The sequence below is a fragment of the Streptomyces sp. NBC_00249 genome, from assembly GCF_026342355.1.
In the GTDB taxonomy this organism is placed as follows: Bacteria; Actinomycetota; Actinomycetes; order Streptomycetales; family Streptomycetaceae; genus Streptomyces.
The window spans coordinates 286,351-302,164 of the sequence record NZ_JAPEMV010000009.1 but is presented as its reverse complement, the minus strand read 5'-3'; the positions used below and the strand labels follow the sequence as shown (position 1 = coordinate 302,164).

Sequence of the window (15,814 nt, the reverse complement as noted above, 5' to 3'; positions counted from 1 at the left end):
GTGGCGGTTGGCGATCTTGTGTTAGGTTAATTTTGTAGTGAGCGATATGGAATTAGGGGGAAGCGGTATGGGGAAGAACGCGCTGGTCACGGGCGGTAGCCGGGGCATCGGGCGGGCCGTCGCCGAGCGGCTCGCCGCCGACGGGGTGACCGTCGTGCTGACCTACGCCAGTGACGAGGCCGCCGCCCGCGAGACCGTCGAGGGGATCACCGCGCGCGGCGGCCGGGCCCACGCGGTCCGCGCGGAGCTCGGCCGGCACGGGGACGCCGCCGCGCTCTGGGCGGCGTACGACGCGCTCGGGCTGGGCGGGGTCGACGTCCTCGTCAACAACGCCGGGATCGGGCTGCCCGTCCCGCTCGGCCAGGTCACCGAGGAGGACTTCGACCGGGTCTTCGCCGTGAACGTCCGGGCGCCGTTCTTCCTCGTCCAGGAGGGCCTGGAGCGGCTGCGCGACGGCGGCCGGGTCATCAACGTCTCCAGCGGCGCCGCCCGCCTCGCGATGCCCGAGATCATCGCCTACGGCTCCACCAAGGGCGCCCTCGACAACCTCACCCTCAACCTCGCCAAGGCCCTCGGCCCGCGCGGCATCACCGTCAACTCCGTCGCCCCCGGCATCGTCGACACCGACGTCAACGCCGGCTGGCTGCGCGGCAACCCCGAGGCCGAGGCGCACGCCGCCTCCCTCGCCGCCCTCGGCCGCGTCGGACAGCCCGAGGACATCGCCGACATCGTCGGCTTCCTCGCCTCCGACGCCGGCCGCTGGGTCACCGGCCGGGTCGTCGACGCCACCGGCGGCGCGGGGCTCTGACCTGGACCGACAGGGGTCTTCGGGCCCGCCGGGAGCGGACCTAGGTCCCTGTCGGCGGGCCTTCCGCCCCGGGGACACTTCGAATCATGGAGACCCTGGACACCCTGATCGTCACCGTGAACGATCACCTCTGGACCTACCTGCTGATCCCGCTGGTGGTCGGCGCCGGCCTGTACTTCACGGTCCGGTCGCGGGGTGTGCAGCTGCGCCTGCTGCCCGAGATGCTGCGCGTGGTGAAGGAGAAGACCCCGCCGCGCGCCGACGGCCGCAAGGCCGTCTCCTCCTTCGGCGCCTTCACCATCTCCGCCGCCGCCCGCGTCGGCACCGGCAACATCGCCGGCGTCGCCACCGCCATCACCCTGGGCGGTGCGGGCGCCGTGTTCTGGATGTGGGTGATGGCGGTCGTCGGCGCGGCCTCCGCCTTCGTCGAGTCGGCGCTCGCCCAGCTGTACAAGGTGCGCAGCGCCGAGGGCACGTACCGGGGCGGCCCCGCCTACTACATGCAGCGCGCCCTCGGTAAACGCTGGCTCGGGGTGCTCTTCGCGGTGACCATCACCGTCACCTTCGGCTTCGTCTTCAACGCCGTGCAGGCCAACACCATCACGGCGGTCGCGGCCGGCTCGCTGCCCGAGGCGGACACCGGCTGGTTCGGCCCGGCGGCCGGTGCGCTGCTCGCCGCGCTGCTCGGCTTCGCCGTGTTCGGCGGGGTGCGGCGGATCTCGTCGGTGACGACGGTCCTGGTGCCGGTGATGGCCGTCGTCTACCTGCTGCTGGGCGTGACGGTGGTGCTGCTCAACATCACCGAGTTCCCGCGCGTCATCGCCGACATCGTGGGCGGCGCGTTCGGGCTGCGCGAGCTGGCGGCCGGCGGGATCGGCGCGGCGATCCAGCAGGGCATCCGGCGCGGCATGTTCTCCAACGAGGCGGGCCTCGGCTCCGCCCCGAACGCGGGCGCCGCCGCCGAGGTCTCCCACCCGGTCAAGCAGGGCCTCGTCCAGTCCCTCGGCGTCTTCTTCGACACGATGCTCGTCTGCACGATGACGGCGTTCATCGTGCTCGTCACCAACCCCGAACTGGCCGGCCGCCAGGGCGCGGACCTCACGCAGACCGCACTGAGCGGCTCGCTCGGCGCGTGGGCCGGGCACGTGCTGACGGTGGTCGTCTTCATGCTGGCGTTCAGCTCGATGATCGGGAACTACTACTACGGCGAGACGAACATCCAGTTCATCACCCGCAAGCGGTGGGTCCTGCCCTCGTACCGGGTGCTGGTGCTGCTGGCGGTGGTGGGCGGCTCGCTCGGCTCGGTGTCGGTGGTGTGGAACCTCGCCGACGTCTTCATGGGCTTCATGGCCCTGGTGAACCTCCTGGCCATCCTCCCGCTGTCGGCGATCGCCTTCCGCCTCCTCGACGACTACCTGGCGCAGCGCCGCGCCGGCCTGGACCCCGCCTTCACCCGCGACCGCATGCCGGACCTGCGCGGAGTCCAGTGCTGGGACCCGATCCGGACGACGGTCCCTGCGGCGGCGGCCGAGGCGCGGAGGTAGCTGTACTGATCCGCAGGCCCGGCGGTTACGCTGCCGCCGGGGGGATCATGGACAACGCACCATCACTGGCCCGGCGTTCGCGGGACTGGGTCGTCGGGGCCTCGGCTCTTGCCGCCGCCGTCGGGGCCGCCGCGGTGGCCCTGCTGTACTTCGTGCTGTTCTGCAAGCTGGTCTTCGTCGATGGGCCGGGCGGCGGGTGCGACGGTGACGACTGCCCGCGCGGTACGGGCTGGCTGCTGCTGTTCACGCCGCTCGCGGGTTTCGTCACGTACCTGCTGTGCCTGGGCGTCCGTCGGGTGCGGGCTGCTCGTGGCTGTCTCACCTGGTTCCTCGCCGTGTGCGTGGGGCTGTTCGCGCTGGGGCCCGGCTGGCAGGCGTTCGAGTGGATGCGAGGCCCGCAGATGGACCTCTCGGGCTGGCAGGTGCCGGACCGGCCGTCGTCCGTGAAACCGGTCGGCGTGTGGGGGACCGGGACGGCCGGGATGCTGGTCCGGGCGCGCACGGACATGCTGGTCGCCTTCGACGGGGAGGGCCGCAAGGGCTGGCGGCTGCCCGCACCCGACCGCGCCGCCGTCTGCGCGCTGAGCCGCACCACCTCCGAGGGGACGGGCCTCGTCTCGTACGCGCAGGACGGGCGGGGATGCGGCTCGCGCGTCGAGGCCGTGGACGTGGGCGGGGGCGGCCGGCTGTGGAGCCGGGACCAGACGTCGCCGGGGAGGGCCGGGACGACGGCGGTCGTGGGTTCCACCGCCGTCGTCACGGAGCAGGGCTTCGTGGTCGGCCTCGACCTGCGTGAGGGCTCCGAGCGGTGGCGGGTCGAGCTGCCGCCCGGGTGCTCGGTGCAGGCCGTCGACGGGGCCGGGGAGCAGGTGCTGTACGTCGAGGAGTGCGCGGGCACCGCCCGGGTCACCGCCGTCGACGCCCGGACGGGAGCCCGGGCCTGGCAGACCGTCCTGCCGACGGCGACGCCGCTGCGCGAGGTACGGGTGCTGTCCGCCCGGCCCCTCGCGGTACGGGTCCGGGAGACGGCCGAACGCGGGACGCACGCGGTGCTGCTCTTCGACGCCGAGGGCCGGGCGCGGGGCTCCGTACCGGTGTCGGGGGAGCGGGAGGACCTGCTGCCCGGGCCGCCCCACCCGGTGGTGACCGGGGAGGTCATGGTCACCCCGGTGCGGGACGGGAAGCGGCTGGGGGTGTCGGCGTACTCCCTCACCGACGGCCGGCGCCTGTGGCACACCGGCCTCGGGGAGAACAACGTCCTCGGCCTCGCAGTGACGCGGCCGGGCGAGGTCGCCGTGGTGAACGCCGGCCCCCGGTGGACGTACCTGTCCCGGCTGGACCTGTCGGACGGCCGGCCGCGGCAGGAGCCGACGGTCCTGCGCGACCTGCCGCTGAGCCGCCACTTCGAGTTCTTCGCGGGACCGCCCGGCTCCTACGCCTTCGTCAACCTCGACGCGCACGACAACAGCCGCTTCCCGACCTTCGACATCGACCCGGTGTGGGGGTGGTGAGCCGGTACGTCAGGACGCGCGCCAGACCGTCATCTCCGCGGTGATCCAGTCCGGCAGGCCCTGTAGCCGGACGACCGACTTGACCTGGATGACGAGCAGCGCGATGTCCCCCGACGGGTGTTTGACGCAGATCCGGCTGCCGGCGGCCGTCGCGGCGAGCGGGAGCGTGTGCTGCGCCGTGTCGGAGTCCGTGCGGATGCGGCACATGTCGAGGCCGCCGTTGCCGAGTTCTGGGAACAGGAGGCCGAACGTGCTCGCGTCGCTGGCCAGTTCGCAGCTGCGCTTGTCGCAGTCCAGGCGGATGTCCCCGGTGCGGTCGTCGCGGTTGACGGGATCCCTGAGGCCGATCGAGGTCTTCTCGTCCAGGCGCACCAAGGGGTAGGGGACGGCGGTGGGGGGTGCGGACGGCTTGGGCGATGTCTTGGGCGATGTCTTGGGGGTGCCCGGCGCGGATGCGGAGGGGCCCGGTTTCTTGCCGGAGCTCGCGGGCGCGGAGGCGGAGGCCTTGGGCGTGGACAGCTCCTGGGAGTTGATCCAGTCCGTCGTCTCCACCACCGCCCAGGTCACGCCGGACACCAGGAGCGCGCCCGCCGTCACCCCCGCGACCAGCGCGGTGCGCCGCTTCCGCGCGGGCGGTTCCTCCGGAGCGGGCGGCGGAGCCTGCCAGCCCATCGGCCGGGTGTGGACCGAGGTGGGCTGCGGGGCCGGGGCCGGGACCGTCAGCTCCGGGCCCGTCACCTCCCGCCAGACGGCCGGGCCGCCACCCGCGTCGGCGTCCTTGCCCAGCAGCCGCCTGCACGCCGCGACGATCTCCGCCGGGGTGGCCCGTTCCTCCGGGTCGGCGGCCAGGCACCGGGCGAGCAGCGGGCGCAGCGGCTCGGGCAGCCGGGACAGGTCGGGTGCGGAGTGCACGATCCGGAACAGCACGCTCATGGACGGCCCGGTTCCGTACAGCGGCTCGCCCAGCGCGGCGAACGCGGCCGTCTGGCCCAGCGCGAACACGTCGCTGGCCGCCGTGACCTCACCGGCCGAGGCCTGCTCGGGGGACATGTACTGCGGGGTGCCCATGGCGCCGCCGGTGGCGGTGCCGATGCTGGTGTCGGAAGCCAGGGAGATGCCGAAGTCGATGACGCGGGGCCCGTCGGAGGCCAGCAGGACGTTGGACGGCTTCAGGTCCCGGTGCACGATGCCCGCGCCGTGGATGGCCTGGAGGGCTTCGGCGACCCCGGCCATCAGCCACAGCACCGCGGGTACCGGCAGGGGGCCGCGCCGGGCCACGGCCTCGGACAGGGAGGGCCCCGGTACGTAGAGGGTGGCCAGCCAGGGCGGCATTCCGTCGGCCTCGGCGTCGATCAGCTCGGCGGTCCAGGCACCCCGGACCCGGCGGGCCGCCTCCACCTCCCGGCGGAACCGCCGCCGGAACGCCGGGTCTTCGGCCAGCTCCGGCCGCACCACCTTGATGGCGACGGGGCGGCCGCCCTGGGTGTGGGACAGGTACACCCGGCCCATGCCGCCCGCGCCGAGTCGGGCCACGAGGCGGTAGCCGGCCACGGTCTGCGGATCGTCCGCCCGCAGGGGCTGGTACACCTCGGTCGTGCTGCTCATCGGTCTCCCCCGATCCCCCGACCAGCCGGTGGGCTGATCCACTTCACCCTAAGCGGGGTTCGGCGGCGGGGAACCGGCCGTCCAACGACGTAGGCCCGGACCGTACGACGGTCCGGGCCCCGAGCGCCGCGACGGGCTAGGCCACGGCCTAGTCGTCGTCCCCGGGCTTGACGTGGGTGGAGGCGGTGTCCGTGTTGTTGTCCTTGTGCGGGTCGGCGTCGTCGCCGAACACCGTGGCCGTGTTCTTCACGGTGGTGGGGCTCGTGACGTTGCCCGCAGTGCCGGTCACCTCGATCTCCTCGCTCTCGCCCTTCGCCAGCGGGCCGCCGGTGCAGGAGAGGAGGCCGTCGGTGATCTCGCACCCGTCGGTGGGGGTGGTGGGCGACAGGAGCCTCGCCGGGAGGTCGTCGATCAGTGACCAGCCGGAGGAGTCGTGCTTGCCCACGTTCTTCACGGTGATGCGGTAGGTGATCTCACTGCCCGCCTCGACCTTCTTGGGGCCGTCCTTGCGCACCGCGAGGTCGGCGGACGAGTCGAGGAAGCAGGAGGTGGCGTCGAGGTTCGTCGCCGGGGTCGTGGTCTGCGTCGACAGCACGGTGAACACGGGGTTGGAGCCGGCCGCGTTCTTCACGTGGACGCGGATCAGCTGCCCGGAGTTGCGGAAGAACCCGAGGTCGCCGTTGCCGTACGTGAAGACGCCGCCGAAGTCCTCGCCGCCGGGGAGGACGCCGGGGAAGAAGGCCACGATCTCGTTGGCGATGTCGATCCGGGTGACGGCGCCGTCGTCGGTCGAGCCCCACAGGAACCCGTCGCGGAACGCGATGTCGAAGACGTCGAGTTCGGGGTCGGCGAGCGCGGGGACGTTGACGACGTTGGTGACCGAGCGGGACGCGACGTCGATCTGGTAGATCTCCCCCGTGTTGTCGGCGAGGACGTAGTAGTTGCCCTTGTCGTCGAACGTCCCCGAGATGTAGAGGGCGGGCGGCAGACCGTCGATGGGACCGAGGTCGGTGGACTCCCCGTCGCCGTCGAAGCGCACCAGGTGGTTGCCGATGTCGCCGAACGTGGTCCCGTAGAGGAACCGGTCGTGCGGGTTCACGCCGATGGCGTTGTAGAGGAACGACGTGGGGTTGCCCAGCGCCGAGAACTGGACCGTCCCGGGGCCTCTGTCGGCCGTGTACAGCTGGTCCGGGTCACCGAACGAGACGTAGACCTTCCCGTCGCACGCGACGGGATTCCCGTCGGGGTGCGGCTGGGTGACGGCCGCGGCGCGGACCGGGACGGCCCCGGCCGGCGCCGCCGGCAGGCCGGCGGCGAGCCCTGCGACGATACCGACCGCGCCCAGCGCGGACAGCGCGCGCTGACGCCGCTTCCCATGGTTCGACCCGTGTGTTCCTCGAATCACGAACATGCACCTTCCACAGCTCATGGCGGACAGGGCCCCATGATGTGGGAGCCCTCAGTGTGTGCCGGATGTGACTCACACAGAGGAGCACAAGGGATGCCGGGTCGGGGAGCACGGCTCGGGATGAGGGCGCGAGTTCGCCCCAATGACCCAGGGCGAGGCCCTGGGTCATTTCTTTCCGATCATCGGACCGGTGGGCGGCCCCTCACCCCTCAGAGCGCTGCGACGAAGGTGGCCCAGGCGTGTGCGTGGAACACCACGTGCGGGCCGTCGGGGACCTTGGAGTCCCGGACGGGGACGATCCCCGGGTGGCCGTCGGCGACTTCGAGGCAGTCGCCGCCGTCGCCTGCGCTGTAGGTGGACTTGCGCCAGGTGGCCGCCTCCAGGCAGTCGCCGCCGTCGCCACCGCTGTAGCTGGACTTGTGCCAGATCACCGCAGACAGGTCGTACTCAGTTGTGCTGATCATGTTCGTAATCCTCCGCCACGGACTCAATCAGGGCCAGGGAGTTGGTGGGTGACAGCGCGCTGGCCGTGAGGAGATCGTAGGTCAGGGTGTGGTGGGCGACCTCGGCCGGATCGTCCAACAGCCGTCCTGTTCCGAGGCCGGTGACGTAGGCGAGCGGCGGAGCGTCCTCGAAGGCCATCAGTTTGAGGGTGCCCGCCAGGGCGGCATGGGCTCCCGCGCTGAACGGGACCACCTGGACGATGATCCGCCGCGCCCGGATCAGGGCCGCGATGTGGCGCAGGGACTCCGCCATCACCGCCTTGCTGCCGACCTCCCGCCGGAGCACGGCCTCGTCCAGTACGCACCACAACAGCGGTGTTGTGGGATCGGAGAGGAGCGAGGCGCGGGCCAGACGGGCTTCGGTGAGCTCGTCGATGACCTGCTGCGGTGCGGTCGGTTGATAGGCGTGGAACACCTCGCGGGCATACGCCTCCGTCTGGAGCAGTCCCGGGATGAGCAGGGGTGCGTACTCGCGGATGGCCGTGGCTTCGGCCTCGGCCTCGGCGGCCTCCGCGAAGTGGTCGGGGTACTTGGACTTGGCGGCGGCCGCGCAGTTGCGGACGAAGAAGCCGTTGGTGCCCAGCAGTTCGTCTATCGGCTGGGCGAGTTCGAGGGTGATGCGGCGGGTTCCGGCTTCCATCTGGCCGATGTACGAGCCGCTCACGAACAGCGGTTCGCCGAGCTCGGCCTGGCTGAGGCCCGCGCGTTCGCGGGCTACGCGGAGTTCCGCGCCGAGGAGGGCGCGGGGGGAGGAGGAGGGATCGAGGTCCTTGGGTGCGGGCATGGCAACTCCTGTTGCAACGGCACGTGTTGCTGTATCTGCCTGCTTGAAAGGCTAGCCAGGTCGCCGCCACTCTGTGTGGAGAAGCTGAATACTCAGAGTGGAAAGGTGACATGGCATGGTGCTCTCCCCGAAGGAGCGGGTGCAGGCGGCCGAAGAAGCCGTGCGGGAGTTGAAGGAGTGCCTGGCGGGGGTGGGGGTGGTGTTCCCCTCGCTCGGCGTGGACGTGGTGTCGGCCGCCGGGTCGTACGGGCTGCCCCTCGTCGATCTGGGCCGCTGCAACCTGGACACCGCCCTGCGGCTGGCCGCCGTACTGCACGAGCGGGCGGGGTCGGGCGCGTGAACGAGGGGGTCGACGCGGCGGGGTTCGCCTTCGAGCTGGGGTGGAAGCTGCGCGGGCTGGAGACGGCCCTGGCGCCGCGCGGGGTGTGGGGGCCCGAGGGTCCGAAGGAGCCCCCGCCGGCCGGGTGGCAGCGGTTCACGCTCGTGCACTGTCCGGTGGAGGGGTATCCGGGGTTCGACGACCCGCGTTACGCGGGGCTCCGGGCGAGCCCGCCGCGCGGGTGCGCGGTGGAGGATCTCGGGGGTTGTCTCGGGCTGCGGTGCGAGCGGCCGGGCGGGCGGCTGCTGGACGCGGTCGCGGAGCTGTGCGCGGAGATCCGCGGCGCGCACGGGCTGCTGATGACCGGGCTCGGGGTCGACCGGCTGTGGGAGTGGGCCGAGGACGGCAGCGACGGGTGGGGCGCGGAGATCGTGGGGCAGCTGCTGCTGATGGCGGCCGAGCGGGGGCCGAAGCTGGGCTACGGGGCGGCCGATCTGGCCCGGTTCTTGCGGACCGCCGCCGGGGTGTGATGCGTCGGGCCCCGGCGGCGTCCGGTTGTCAGACCTTCACGGCGGTGAGGCGCTTGCCGCAGAGCGCGATCACGTCGGAGGGGTCGGACGTGAGGACGGTGACGGGGCCCGGCGCCGCGAGCGCGGTGGCGGCGAGCATGGCGTCGATGGCGTACTTGTGTCCGTGCAGACCGGCGTCACGGAGCAGGCCGGTGGCCTGGTGTGCGATCTCCTCGGTGACCGGCTGGACCACGACGCGGGAGAGTGCCCACTTGAGGGCCGGCATGTTGATCTCGGGATGCACGACCTCGACGAGTGTGGCTGAGCTGGTGATCACGCGCATGTCGTCGGCGCGGGCGAGGGTGAGCCACCGCGTGACCGTGCGGTCTCGCTGGACGGCCTTGGCAAGCCCCTCGCAGTCGAGCACGAGGGTGCCGCCGGGCGTTGCCGGCTGTGGGGTCATGCGGCGCTCCTGTGCTCTTTGGGCTCGCCCGTCTGGTCCTCGCGGGCGCGCTGGAGGATCTCCCGGGTGGCCTGGATCTCCTCCTCGGTGATGGGGCCGTGCTCCGCCTCGGCCACGGCGATGAGCTCGTTCAGGTTGTCCCGCTCGATCTGGCGGGCCACGGCGGCGGTGACGTAGGCGGACAGGCCCGAGGGGCCGCTGCGGGCGCGAGCGGCCTCTGCGACGTCACGGGGCATCGAGATGGAGTACTTCTGGGTGGGCTCGCTCATGCCACTCATGCTACTTCCGATGCCACCGGCGTACGCGGAGAAAGGGGCGAAAGAGTACGTGATGCATACGCTCCTGGCATATGCGCCAGCGCGCGGCGGATTCGTGGCGCGTTAGCTCGATGGTGTGACGGCCCGGGACGGGAGGCGGGGAGCCGGGTGCTCCCCGCTCGCCCCGTGCGTCAGGTCAGGGCCGGTTCCTTCGACGCTTCGGGGGTCGGGGGCGCCGGTTCGGGGTCGGTGTTCAGGTCGGTGAGCATCTGCCGGGTGAAGCCGAAGAACCAGGTCGCGGTGAAGCCCGCCAGGTAGCCGACGGCGAGGCCGCCCGCGTACACGGCGACGGTCGCGCCCATGCCCGCCTTGCCGTCCAGCAGCGGGAACAGGGCCCAGCCCGAGGGGCCGATGGCGGTGGAGCCGAAGCCCACGCCCAGCTGGTTGAAGAGGCCCACGAAGGCCCCGCCCGCCGCCCCGCCCACGCAGGCGGTGACGAACGGACGCCCCAGCGGCAGGGACACTCCGTAGATCAGGGGCTCGCCCACGCCCAGGAAGCCGGCCGGGAGCGCGGACTTGATGGTGGTGCGGAGCGAGCCGTTGCGCGGGAGGCGGCAGTAGACGGCGATGGCCGCGCCGACCTGGCCCGCGCCCGCCATGGCGAGGATCGGCAGCAGGACCGTGTAGCCGGACTGCTCGATGAGGGTGGTGTGGAGGGGGATCAGGGCCTGGTGCAGGCCCAGCATCACCAGGGGGAGGAAGAGCCCGCCGAGGACCAGGCCCGCGAAGGCGCCGCCGGTGGCGAGGAGCCAGTTCGCGAAGGTGCCGATGGCGGTGGAGACCTCACCGGCGAGGAACATCAGGCCGAAGAGGGTGACCAGGCCGGAGACGAGCACGGTGAGGGTGGGCGTGACCAGGACGTCCAGGGCCTCGGGGACCCAGCGCCGGCACCCCTTCTCCACCTGCACGGCGAGCAGCGCCGCCGCGAGCGCGCCGAGGACGCCGCCCTGGCCGGGGGAGAGGTGCTCACCGAAGGCGTCGATCTTGGCGACGCCCGGGAAGACGATGATCGCGGCGACCGCGCCGCCGAGGACCGGGGTCCCGCCGAACTCCTTCGCGGTGTTGTAGCCGACGAAGACCGCGATCAGCGACATGAAGCCGGAGGCGATGGCGGCGAGGGCGGGGACGATGCCCGGGGCCCAGCCCAGGTTGGTGAGCAGGCCGTTCAGGCCCGCGATGATGCCGCAGCCGATGAGGGCGGGGATCAGCGGGACGAAGATGTTCGCGACGCGGCGCAGGAACAGCTTCACCGGGGTGGCGTTGCGCTGCTTCTGGGCCTCCTTCAGCGCGGCGCCCTGCGCGGCCAGTTCAGCGGCCGTGACGGGCTTGGGGGCGGCGGTGCGGGCCTTGGCCACCAGCGCCTCGAACTCGGGGGTGACGCGGGCGACGGCGCCCGGACCCAGCACGATCTGATACGTCTCGTCGTCCACCACGCCCAGGACCGCCGGGAGGGCCTTGAGGGCCTCGTCCTGGACGAGCGAGCGGTCGCGCAGACCGATGCGCAGGCGGGTCATGCAGTGGGCGACGGAGGTGATGTTGTCCGGGCCGCCGACCAGAGGAAGGATCGCGGCGGCTGTGGCGCGGTTCTTGTCAGTGGACATGTGGATCGCCTTGCGTTGGGGGAGCGGGCGTCGTTGTCGGATCCGGGGGACGGGGTGCGGTGCGGTGCGGTGCGGTGCCGTGCGGTGCGGTCAGCGGGCTTCGGCGAGGGCCGCGCGGAGGTGGCCGTTCGCGGCGGTGAGCAGGGCGGCGGCGGTGGGGCCGTCGACCCCGCCGAGGATCACGAGGATCGCGTCCTTGACCTCGCCGCCGGTCGCGGTGAGCGCGGCCTCGATCTCCGCGTCATCGGCGCCGGTGGCCAGGGCGACGATGCGGCGGGAGCGGGCGCGCAGCTTCTCGTTGGAGGCGCGTACGTCGACCATGAGGTTCCCGTACGTCTTGCCCAGGCGGATCATCGTCACCGTCGAGATGAGGTTCAGGACGAGCTTCTGCGCGGTGCCTGCCTTCAGCCGGGTGGAGCCGGTGAGGAGTTCGGGGCCGACGACCACCTCGATGCCGTGCTCGGCGGCCGCCGCGAGCGCGGAGCCGGCGTTGCAGGACAGGCCGACGGTGAGCGCGCCGCGCGTACGGGCGAACTCGACGGCGCCGATCGCGTACGGGGTGCGGCCTGAGGCGGAGATGCCGACGACGGTGTCGTCGGGGCCCAGGCCCAGCGCGGTCAGGTCGGCGGCGGCCAGCTCCGGGGAGTCCTCGGCGCCCTCGACGGCCTTGACCATCGCGGAGGGGCCGCCCGCGATCAGGCCGACGACCAGCGCCGGGTCGGTGTTGAAGGTGGGCGGGCACTCGCTCGCGTCGAGCACCCCGAGCCGGCCGGCGGTGCCCGCGCCCGCGTAGATGAGGCGGCCGCCGCGCCCCATGCGGGCGGCGATCGCGTCGACGGCGGCGGCGATGGCCTCCAGCTGCCCGGCGACGGCCGTCGCGACGGTGGCGTCCTCGGCGTTCATGACGCGGACGATCTCCAGGGTGGGCAGCCGGTCGATGTCCGCCAGCTCGGGCCGGAAGGCCTCCGTGGTGAGGGTGTCGAGCTGGGCGCGGAGGGCGGCGTACGCGGTCATGGGCGGGGGCTCCTGGGCGTGTGGTGGCGGGGTGCGAGGGCCTCGTAGGAGGCGGCGAGGGCGGGCGCGGCCCGCTCGTAGGTCCGCTGCGCGACACCGACGAACAGACAGTCGACGACGAGGAGCTGGCTGGTGCGGCTCGACATGGCGGCCGGGCGCAGCCGGCTCTTCCTCGACGGCGCCGGACAGCTGGGCGAGGTCGAGTCCGGCGGCGGTGTCGGCGAGGGTCTGCGCCTCCTCGTGGGCCAGTTTCGCGACGACGTCGGCCAGGGGGTCGTCGACGGCTATGTCCACGGTGCCGGGCGGCGCGGGCCAGGCAAGATCCGAAAGAGACGGCCTGGGGCCAGGCGCAGGTCGCGGTAGCCGGGGTAGCCGAGGAGGCGGGCGGCGCGGACGACGGTGGCCTCGCTGGTGCCGGTGTGCTCCGCGAGGGCGGAGACGGTGAGCTTGGCGCAGCCGGCGGGGTCGGCGGCGACGGCCTCGGGGACGGCCTGTACGGAGGGGCTCATCGAGTCGCCGAGGGCCCGGACGCGGGCGCGGAGGGCGCTGGGCGCGGTGGGGGCGGCGGGGGTGGTGGAAGTTTTTTTGTGGGCTCGCTCACATCTGAAATCTATTTTCAGGGGTGGGGAGGGTGCAAGACGCCGGGGGTCCCGGCGCGGCGGGCCTTCCGCCGTCCTGGAAAGGGACCTTCGACGTCCGGGCGGAGCGGGGCCACAATGAGCGCATGGAGCACACGACCCCCCTGGAACAGGCGCTGCACGTCGCCCGTGCACTCGTACTGGCCGACCTCGCCGCGGGTGAGGTCGCCGATGCCGATGTCGTCTCCCTCGTCGAGGACTCGGTCACGCACCGCCGGTGGTGGGTGGAGCAGTGGCCGGAGGGCGTCGACTACCTCGCCGGACTCGTCGCGCAGGACGTGAAGGACGCCCTGCTGTCGAAGTACGGCCGCTGGCCGCTGTGCCCGGTGTGCGGGCACGGGGAACCGCACGCGCTGGACGTGGAACCGGAGCTCGGACCCGACCCGCAGTGGGTCTGCTCGGAGGCCGGCGTGCGGGTGGCGGCGGTGGGCGGCCTCGGCCCCGTCTTCCACCCGGGCGCGGGCCGGTGAGCCGCCGGTGACGGTGTACATCGACCCGCCGGTCTGGCCGGGACACGGCCGCATGTGGTCGCACCTGGTCAGCGACGTCTCGTTCGAGGAGCTGCACGCCTTCGCGGCGGGCATCGGCTGCCCGCCGCGCGCCTTCGAACGGGACCACTACGACGTGCCCGCGCACCGGTACGCGGACGCCGTCGGGGCGGGGGCCGTGGAGATCGGCAGCAAGGAACTGGTCCGGCGGCTGACGGACGCGGGGCTGCGGCGGCCGAAGGGGCGGCCGGTGGGCTAGGGCGTCCCTTCCGGATCTTGCCTGGCCTAGTGGACGGGGGCCGTCTGGGTGGGGGACGCCGTCGAGGACGTGACCACGCGGGTCGCGGGGGGCGGCGTACGGCGGTCCAGGCGCAGGGCGATCAGGGTGAGGCCGATCGCGGTGACCGTCATGGCGGCCCCCGCCCAGGCGGTGGCGGAGAAGCCCAGGCCGGCGTCGATGACGGTGCCGCCGAGCCAGGGGCCGCCGGTGTTGCCCAGGTTGAACGCGGCGGTGGTGGTGGCCCCGGCGAGGGTGGGGGCGGCGCCCGCCACGTTGAACATGCGGGCGTTGAGGGCCGGGGCGGTGAAGAACGCCGAGACGCCGAGGAGGAAGGACAGGGCGATCGCCGCGGCGGCGGTGGACGCCAGCAGGGCCAGTGCGGTCAGGAAGACGGTGGAAGCGGTGATGCCCCAGATCATCACCCCGAAGAGGTTCGCGTCGGCGATCCGCCCGCCGACGGTCGTGCCGATCAGCGCGCCGACGCCGAAGAGGCCGAGGATCCACGGCACCCACTTCGAGTCCAGCCCGGCGACGTCCGTGAGCAGCGGGGACAGGTAGCTGAAGGCGCAGAAGACGCCGCCCGCGGCGAGGGCCGTGACACCGATCGACAGCCACACCTGACGGTCGCGGTAGATGCGCAGCTCACGGCCGAGACGGGGCTTCTCGGCGGGCAGCGGGATCTTCGGGATCAGGGCGAGGATGCCGACGAGGGCGACGGCCGAGGCCGCGCCGACCGACCAGAACGCGGCCCGCCAGCCGAACTGCTCGCCGAGGAAGGCGCCGGCCGGGACGCCGAGGACGTTGGCGATGGACAGCCCGCCGATCATCACGGCCATGGCGCGGGCGCGCTGGTGCCGCTCGACCATCGCGATGGCCACGGCCGCGCCGACGGCCCAGAAGCCGGCGCACGCGAGGGCGGAGACCACGCGGGAGGCGAAGAGCAGCCCGTACGTGGGGGCGAGCGCGCCGGCGACCTGACCGAGGCCGAAGAGGCTGATCAGGGCCACGAGGGTGGTGCGGCGCGGCAGGCGCAGGGTGGCGACGGCCAGCAGGGGGGCTCCGACGACCATGCCGATCGCGAAGGCGGATATGAGCAGGCCCGCCTGCGGGATGCTGACGCCCATGTCCTCGGCGATGGGTGGGAGCAGCCCGGAGAGCATGAACTCGCTGGTGCCGAGTGCGAAGACGGACAGGCCGAGGACGTAGACGGCTACGGGCATGCGGGAGCGTGCGGAGTCTGCGGGCATGACTTTCACAAACCGGCGCGAAGAGGGGCGTATTCCCGGGTGGGGGGCCGTATGTCAGGTTGCGGTGGTGGGTGTGGTGAGTGCGGTGAGTTCGGTTTCGAGGTTGTGGCGGGCCCGGGACTCCCAGTGCGTGGCGCCGTACGGGGTGCGGAAGAGGCGGGGCAGGGCCAGGAGCTGGCGCAGGACGGCGGCGCGGCCGGTGCGGAAGGCCTCGTCCGGGACGAAGGCGTACTCGGCGCGGACGGCGGCGGTGTAGGCGGCGTAGGCCTCGGTGGAGCCGGCCAGGACGGCGAGGTCGGCGTCGCAGAGGGCCTCGCCGTTCGTGTCGCCGGGGGCGGGGTCGTGGGTGACGGTGAGCCGGACCAGGCGGGCGACCTCGGCGGTGCGGGCGGGGGTGATGCCGAGCTCGGGGAGGGCGCGCTCGGCGAGGGCGGCGCTGCGTTCCTCGTTCTCGGAGCGGTCGGGGCGGTAGACGGCGTCGTGGAACCAGGCCGCCAGCTCGGTGGCGGCGGGGTCGGCGGCGTACGGGGCGAGGGCGTCGAGGTGGGTGAGGACCGCGGTGAGGTGGGCGGTGGTGTGGTAGCGGCGCTGGGGCTCCGCCCAGGCGGCGAGGAGGCGGTCGGCGTAGGGGGCGGGGTCGGTGGCCGGGTCGGCCCCGGCGGCGGCGGTGGTGGCCTGCCAGCGGGCGCGGAGACCGGTCCCGGGGTGGGGGGTGTCGGTGCGTGCGGGGTCCGTGTTCATGCGCACATTGTGGGGGTGGCGTGATTGTGCTGGT

Annotated in this window: 17 protein-coding genes and 1 pseudogene; 7 read left to right on the top strand and 11 right to left on the bottom strand. The window is 72.8% G+C overall.

Translation table 11 applies throughout. The features are described 5' to 3' along the window. Nucleotides 1-67 precede the first annotated feature (67 nt). The 3 genes from OOK31_RS33275 to OOK31_RS33265 all read left to right on the top strand — a co-directional run bounded on the left by OOK31_RS33275 (nt 68) and on the right by OOK31_RS33265 (nt 3,863). On the top strand, nt 68-808 hold the full coding sequence (locus tag OOK31_RS33275) for an SDR family oxidoreductase (RefSeq protein WP_267091124.1): 741 nt from the start codon (nt 68-70) through the stop codon (nt 806-808). Between the two features lie 86 nt (nt 809-894). Beyond that, complete coding sequence (locus tag OOK31_RS33270) at nt 895-2,352, top strand: sodium:alanine symporter family protein (RefSeq protein WP_267091123.1); 1,458 nt, start codon at nt 895-897, stop codon at nt 2,350-2,352. A gap of 47 nt (nt 2,353-2,399) precedes the next feature. Further along, nucleotides 2,400-3,863, top strand: a complete 1,464-nt coding sequence (locus OOK31_RS33265) for a PQQ-binding-like beta-propeller repeat protein (protein WP_267091122.1) — start codon at nt 2,400-2,402, stop codon at nt 3,861-3,863. 9 nt (nt 3,864-3,872) lie between these two features. Here OOK31_RS33265 and OOK31_RS33260 read toward each other — a convergent pair whose 3' ends face one another. The 4 genes from OOK31_RS33260 to OOK31_RS33245 all read right to left on the bottom strand — a co-directional run bounded on the left by OOK31_RS33260 (nt 3,873) and on the right by OOK31_RS33245 (nt 8,163). Further along, nucleotides 3,873-5,468 carry a serine/threonine-protein kinase gene (locus OOK31_RS33260; RefSeq protein WP_267091121.1) on the bottom strand — a complete coding sequence of 532 codons (1,596 nt, stop codon included), beginning with the start codon at nt 5,466-5,468 and terminating at the stop codon, nt 3,873-3,875. A 148-nt stretch (nt 5,469-5,616) separates the two neighbouring features. After that, on the bottom strand, nt 5,617-6,873 hold the full coding sequence (locus OOK31_RS33255) for a DUF11 domain-containing protein (protein ID WP_267091120.1): 1,257 nt from the start codon (nt 6,871-6,873) through the stop codon (nt 5,617-5,619). A 212-nt stretch (nt 6,874-7,085) separates the two neighbouring features. Next, the gene (locus OOK31_RS33250; protein WP_267091119.1) at nt 7,086-7,340 is read right to left on the bottom strand and encodes a DUF397 domain-containing protein; all 255 of its coding nucleotides are present in this window, start codon (nt 7,338-7,340) and stop codon (nt 7,086-7,088) included. Beyond that, the gene (locus tag OOK31_RS33245; RefSeq protein WP_267091118.1) at nt 7,324-8,163 is read right to left on the bottom strand and encodes a helix-turn-helix transcriptional regulator; all 840 of its coding nucleotides are present in this window, start codon (nt 8,161-8,163) and stop codon (nt 7,324-7,326) included. Before OOK31_RS33245 ends, OOK31_RS33250 begins: the two co-directional genes overlap by 17 nt. Before the next feature lie 115 nt (nt 8,164-8,278). Between OOK31_RS33245 and OOK31_RS33240 the strand changes: the two genes are divergently transcribed. Beyond that, on the top strand, nt 8,279-8,503 hold the full coding sequence (locus OOK31_RS33240; protein WP_267091117.1) for a hypothetical protein: 225 nt from the start codon (nt 8,279-8,281) through the stop codon (nt 8,501-8,503). Next, a complete protein-coding gene (locus OOK31_RS33235) occupies nt 8,500-9,012 on the top strand; it encodes an amidase (RefSeq protein WP_267091116.1) in 513 nt (170 codons plus the stop codon). Before OOK31_RS33240 ends, OOK31_RS33235 begins: the two co-directional genes overlap by 4 nt. A gap of 28 nt (nt 9,013-9,040) precedes the next feature. Here OOK31_RS33235 and OOK31_RS33230 read toward each other — a convergent pair whose 3' ends face one another. The 5 genes and pseudogenes from OOK31_RS33230 to OOK31_RS33210 form a co-directional block, all read right to left on the bottom strand. Continuing rightward, nucleotides 9,041-9,454, bottom strand: coding sequence for a DNA-binding protein (locus OOK31_RS33230; RefSeq protein WP_267091115.1), 414 nt, complete (start codon nt 9,452-9,454; stop codon nt 9,041-9,043). Beyond that, nucleotides 9,451-9,723, bottom strand: coding sequence for a CopG family transcriptional regulator (locus OOK31_RS33225; RefSeq protein ID WP_267091114.1), 273 nt, complete (start codon nt 9,721-9,723; stop codon nt 9,451-9,453). The genes OOK31_RS33230 and OOK31_RS33225 overlap by 4 nt, the downstream gene beginning before the upstream one ends. 179 nt (nt 9,724-9,902) lie before the next feature. Then, nucleotides 9,903-11,372, bottom strand: a complete 1,470-nt coding sequence (locus OOK31_RS33220) for a PTS transporter subunit EIIC (RefSeq protein WP_267091113.1) — start codon at nt 11,370-11,372, stop codon at nt 9,903-9,905. 90 nt (nt 11,373-11,462) lie between these two features. Next, nucleotides 11,463-12,386, bottom strand: a complete 924-nt coding sequence (gene murQ / locus OOK31_RS33215) for an N-acetylmuramic acid 6-phosphate etherase (RefSeq protein ID WP_267091112.1) — start codon at nt 12,384-12,386, stop codon at nt 11,463-11,465. Further along, nucleotides 12,383-13,000 (bottom strand): annotated as a pseudogene (locus OOK31_RS33210) (MurR/RpiR family transcriptional regulator). The gene murQ and the pseudogene OOK31_RS33210 overlap by 4 nt, the downstream one beginning before the upstream one ends. Before the next feature lie 110 nt (nt 13,001-13,110). On the opposite strand from OOK31_RS33210, the gene OOK31_RS33205 reads away from it, so the two are divergent. Further along, entirely contained in the window at nt 13,111-13,494 is a 384-nt protein-coding gene (locus OOK31_RS33205; RefSeq protein WP_267091111.1) for a hypothetical protein, read from the top strand. A gap of 7 nt (nt 13,495-13,501) precedes the next feature. Further along, a complete protein-coding gene (locus OOK31_RS33200; RefSeq protein ID WP_267091110.1) occupies nt 13,502-13,771 on the top strand; it encodes a DUF4031 domain-containing protein in 270 nt (89 codons plus the stop codon). 26 nt (nt 13,772-13,797) lie between these two features. On the opposite strand, the gene OOK31_RS33195 is transcribed toward OOK31_RS33200, so the two are convergent. Both OOK31_RS33195 and OOK31_RS33190 read right to left on the bottom strand, forming a co-directional pair. Next, complete coding sequence (locus tag OOK31_RS33195; RefSeq protein ID WP_267091109.1) at nt 13,798-15,012, bottom strand: Cmx/CmrA family chloramphenicol efflux MFS transporter; 1,215 nt, start codon at nt 15,010-15,012, stop codon at nt 13,798-13,800. An 81-nt stretch (nt 15,013-15,093) separates the two neighbouring features. Continuing rightward, nucleotides 15,094-15,780 (bottom strand): hypothetical protein, encoded by a 687-nt coding sequence (locus OOK31_RS33190; protein ID WP_267091108.1) that lies wholly within the window; start codon nt 15,778-15,780, stop codon nt 15,094-15,096. Nucleotides 15,781-15,814 lie beyond the last annotated feature (34 nt).

Excerpts from the sequence above, each read along its gene's own strand:
- OOK31_RS33190 (WP_267091108.1), bottom strand. The coding sequence starts at position 15,780 with ATGAACACGGACCCCGCACGCACCGACACCCCCCACCCCGGGACCGGT.
- OOK31_RS33245 (WP_267091118.1), bottom strand. The coding sequence starts at position 8,163 with ATGCCCGCACCCAAGGACCTCGATCCCTCCTCCTCCCCCCGCGCCCTC.
- OOK31_RS33265 (WP_267091122.1), top strand. The coding sequence starts at position 2,400 with ATGGACAACGCACCATCACTGGCCCGGCGTTCGCGGGACTGGGTCGTC.
- OOK31_RS33260 (WP_267091121.1), bottom strand. The coding sequence starts at position 5,468 with ATGAGCAGCACGACCGAGGTGTACCAGCCCCTGCGGGCGGACGATCCG.
- OOK31_RS33220 (WP_267091113.1), bottom strand. The coding sequence starts at position 11,372 with ATGTCCACTGACAAGAACCGCGCCACAGCCGCCGCGATCCTTCCTCTG.
- OOK31_RS33225 (WP_267091114.1), bottom strand. The coding sequence starts at position 9,723 with ATGAGCGAGCCCACCCAGAAGTACTCCATCTCGATGCCCCGTGACGTC.
- OOK31_RS33275 (WP_267091124.1), top strand. The coding sequence starts at position 68 with ATGGGGAAGAACGCGCTGGTCACGGGCGGTAGCCGGGGCATCGGGCGG.
- OOK31_RS33250 (WP_267091119.1), bottom strand. The coding sequence starts at position 7,340 with ATGATCAGCACAACTGAGTACGACCTGTCTGCGGTGATCTGGCACAAG.
- OOK31_RS33230 (WP_267091115.1), bottom strand. The coding sequence starts at position 9,454 with ATGACCCCACAGCCGGCAACGCCCGGCGGCACCCTCGTGCTCGACTGC.
- OOK31_RS33195 (WP_267091109.1), bottom strand. The coding sequence starts at position 15,012 with ATGCCCGTAGCCGTCTACGTCCTCGGCCTGTCCGTCTTCGCACTCGGC.
- OOK31_RS33205 (WP_267091111.1), top strand. The coding sequence starts at position 13,111 with ATGGAGCACACGACCCCCCTGGAACAGGCGCTGCACGTCGCCCGTGCA.
- murQ (WP_267091112.1), bottom strand. The coding sequence starts at position 12,386 with ATGACCGCGTACGCCGCCCTCCGCGCCCAGCTCGACACCCTCACCACG.
- OOK31_RS33270 (WP_267091123.1), top strand. The coding sequence starts at position 895 with ATGGAGACCCTGGACACCCTGATCGTCACCGTGAACGATCACCTCTGG.
- OOK31_RS33240 (WP_267091117.1), top strand. The coding sequence starts at position 8,279 with ATGGTGCTCTCCCCGAAGGAGCGGGTGCAGGCGGCCGAAGAAGCCGTG.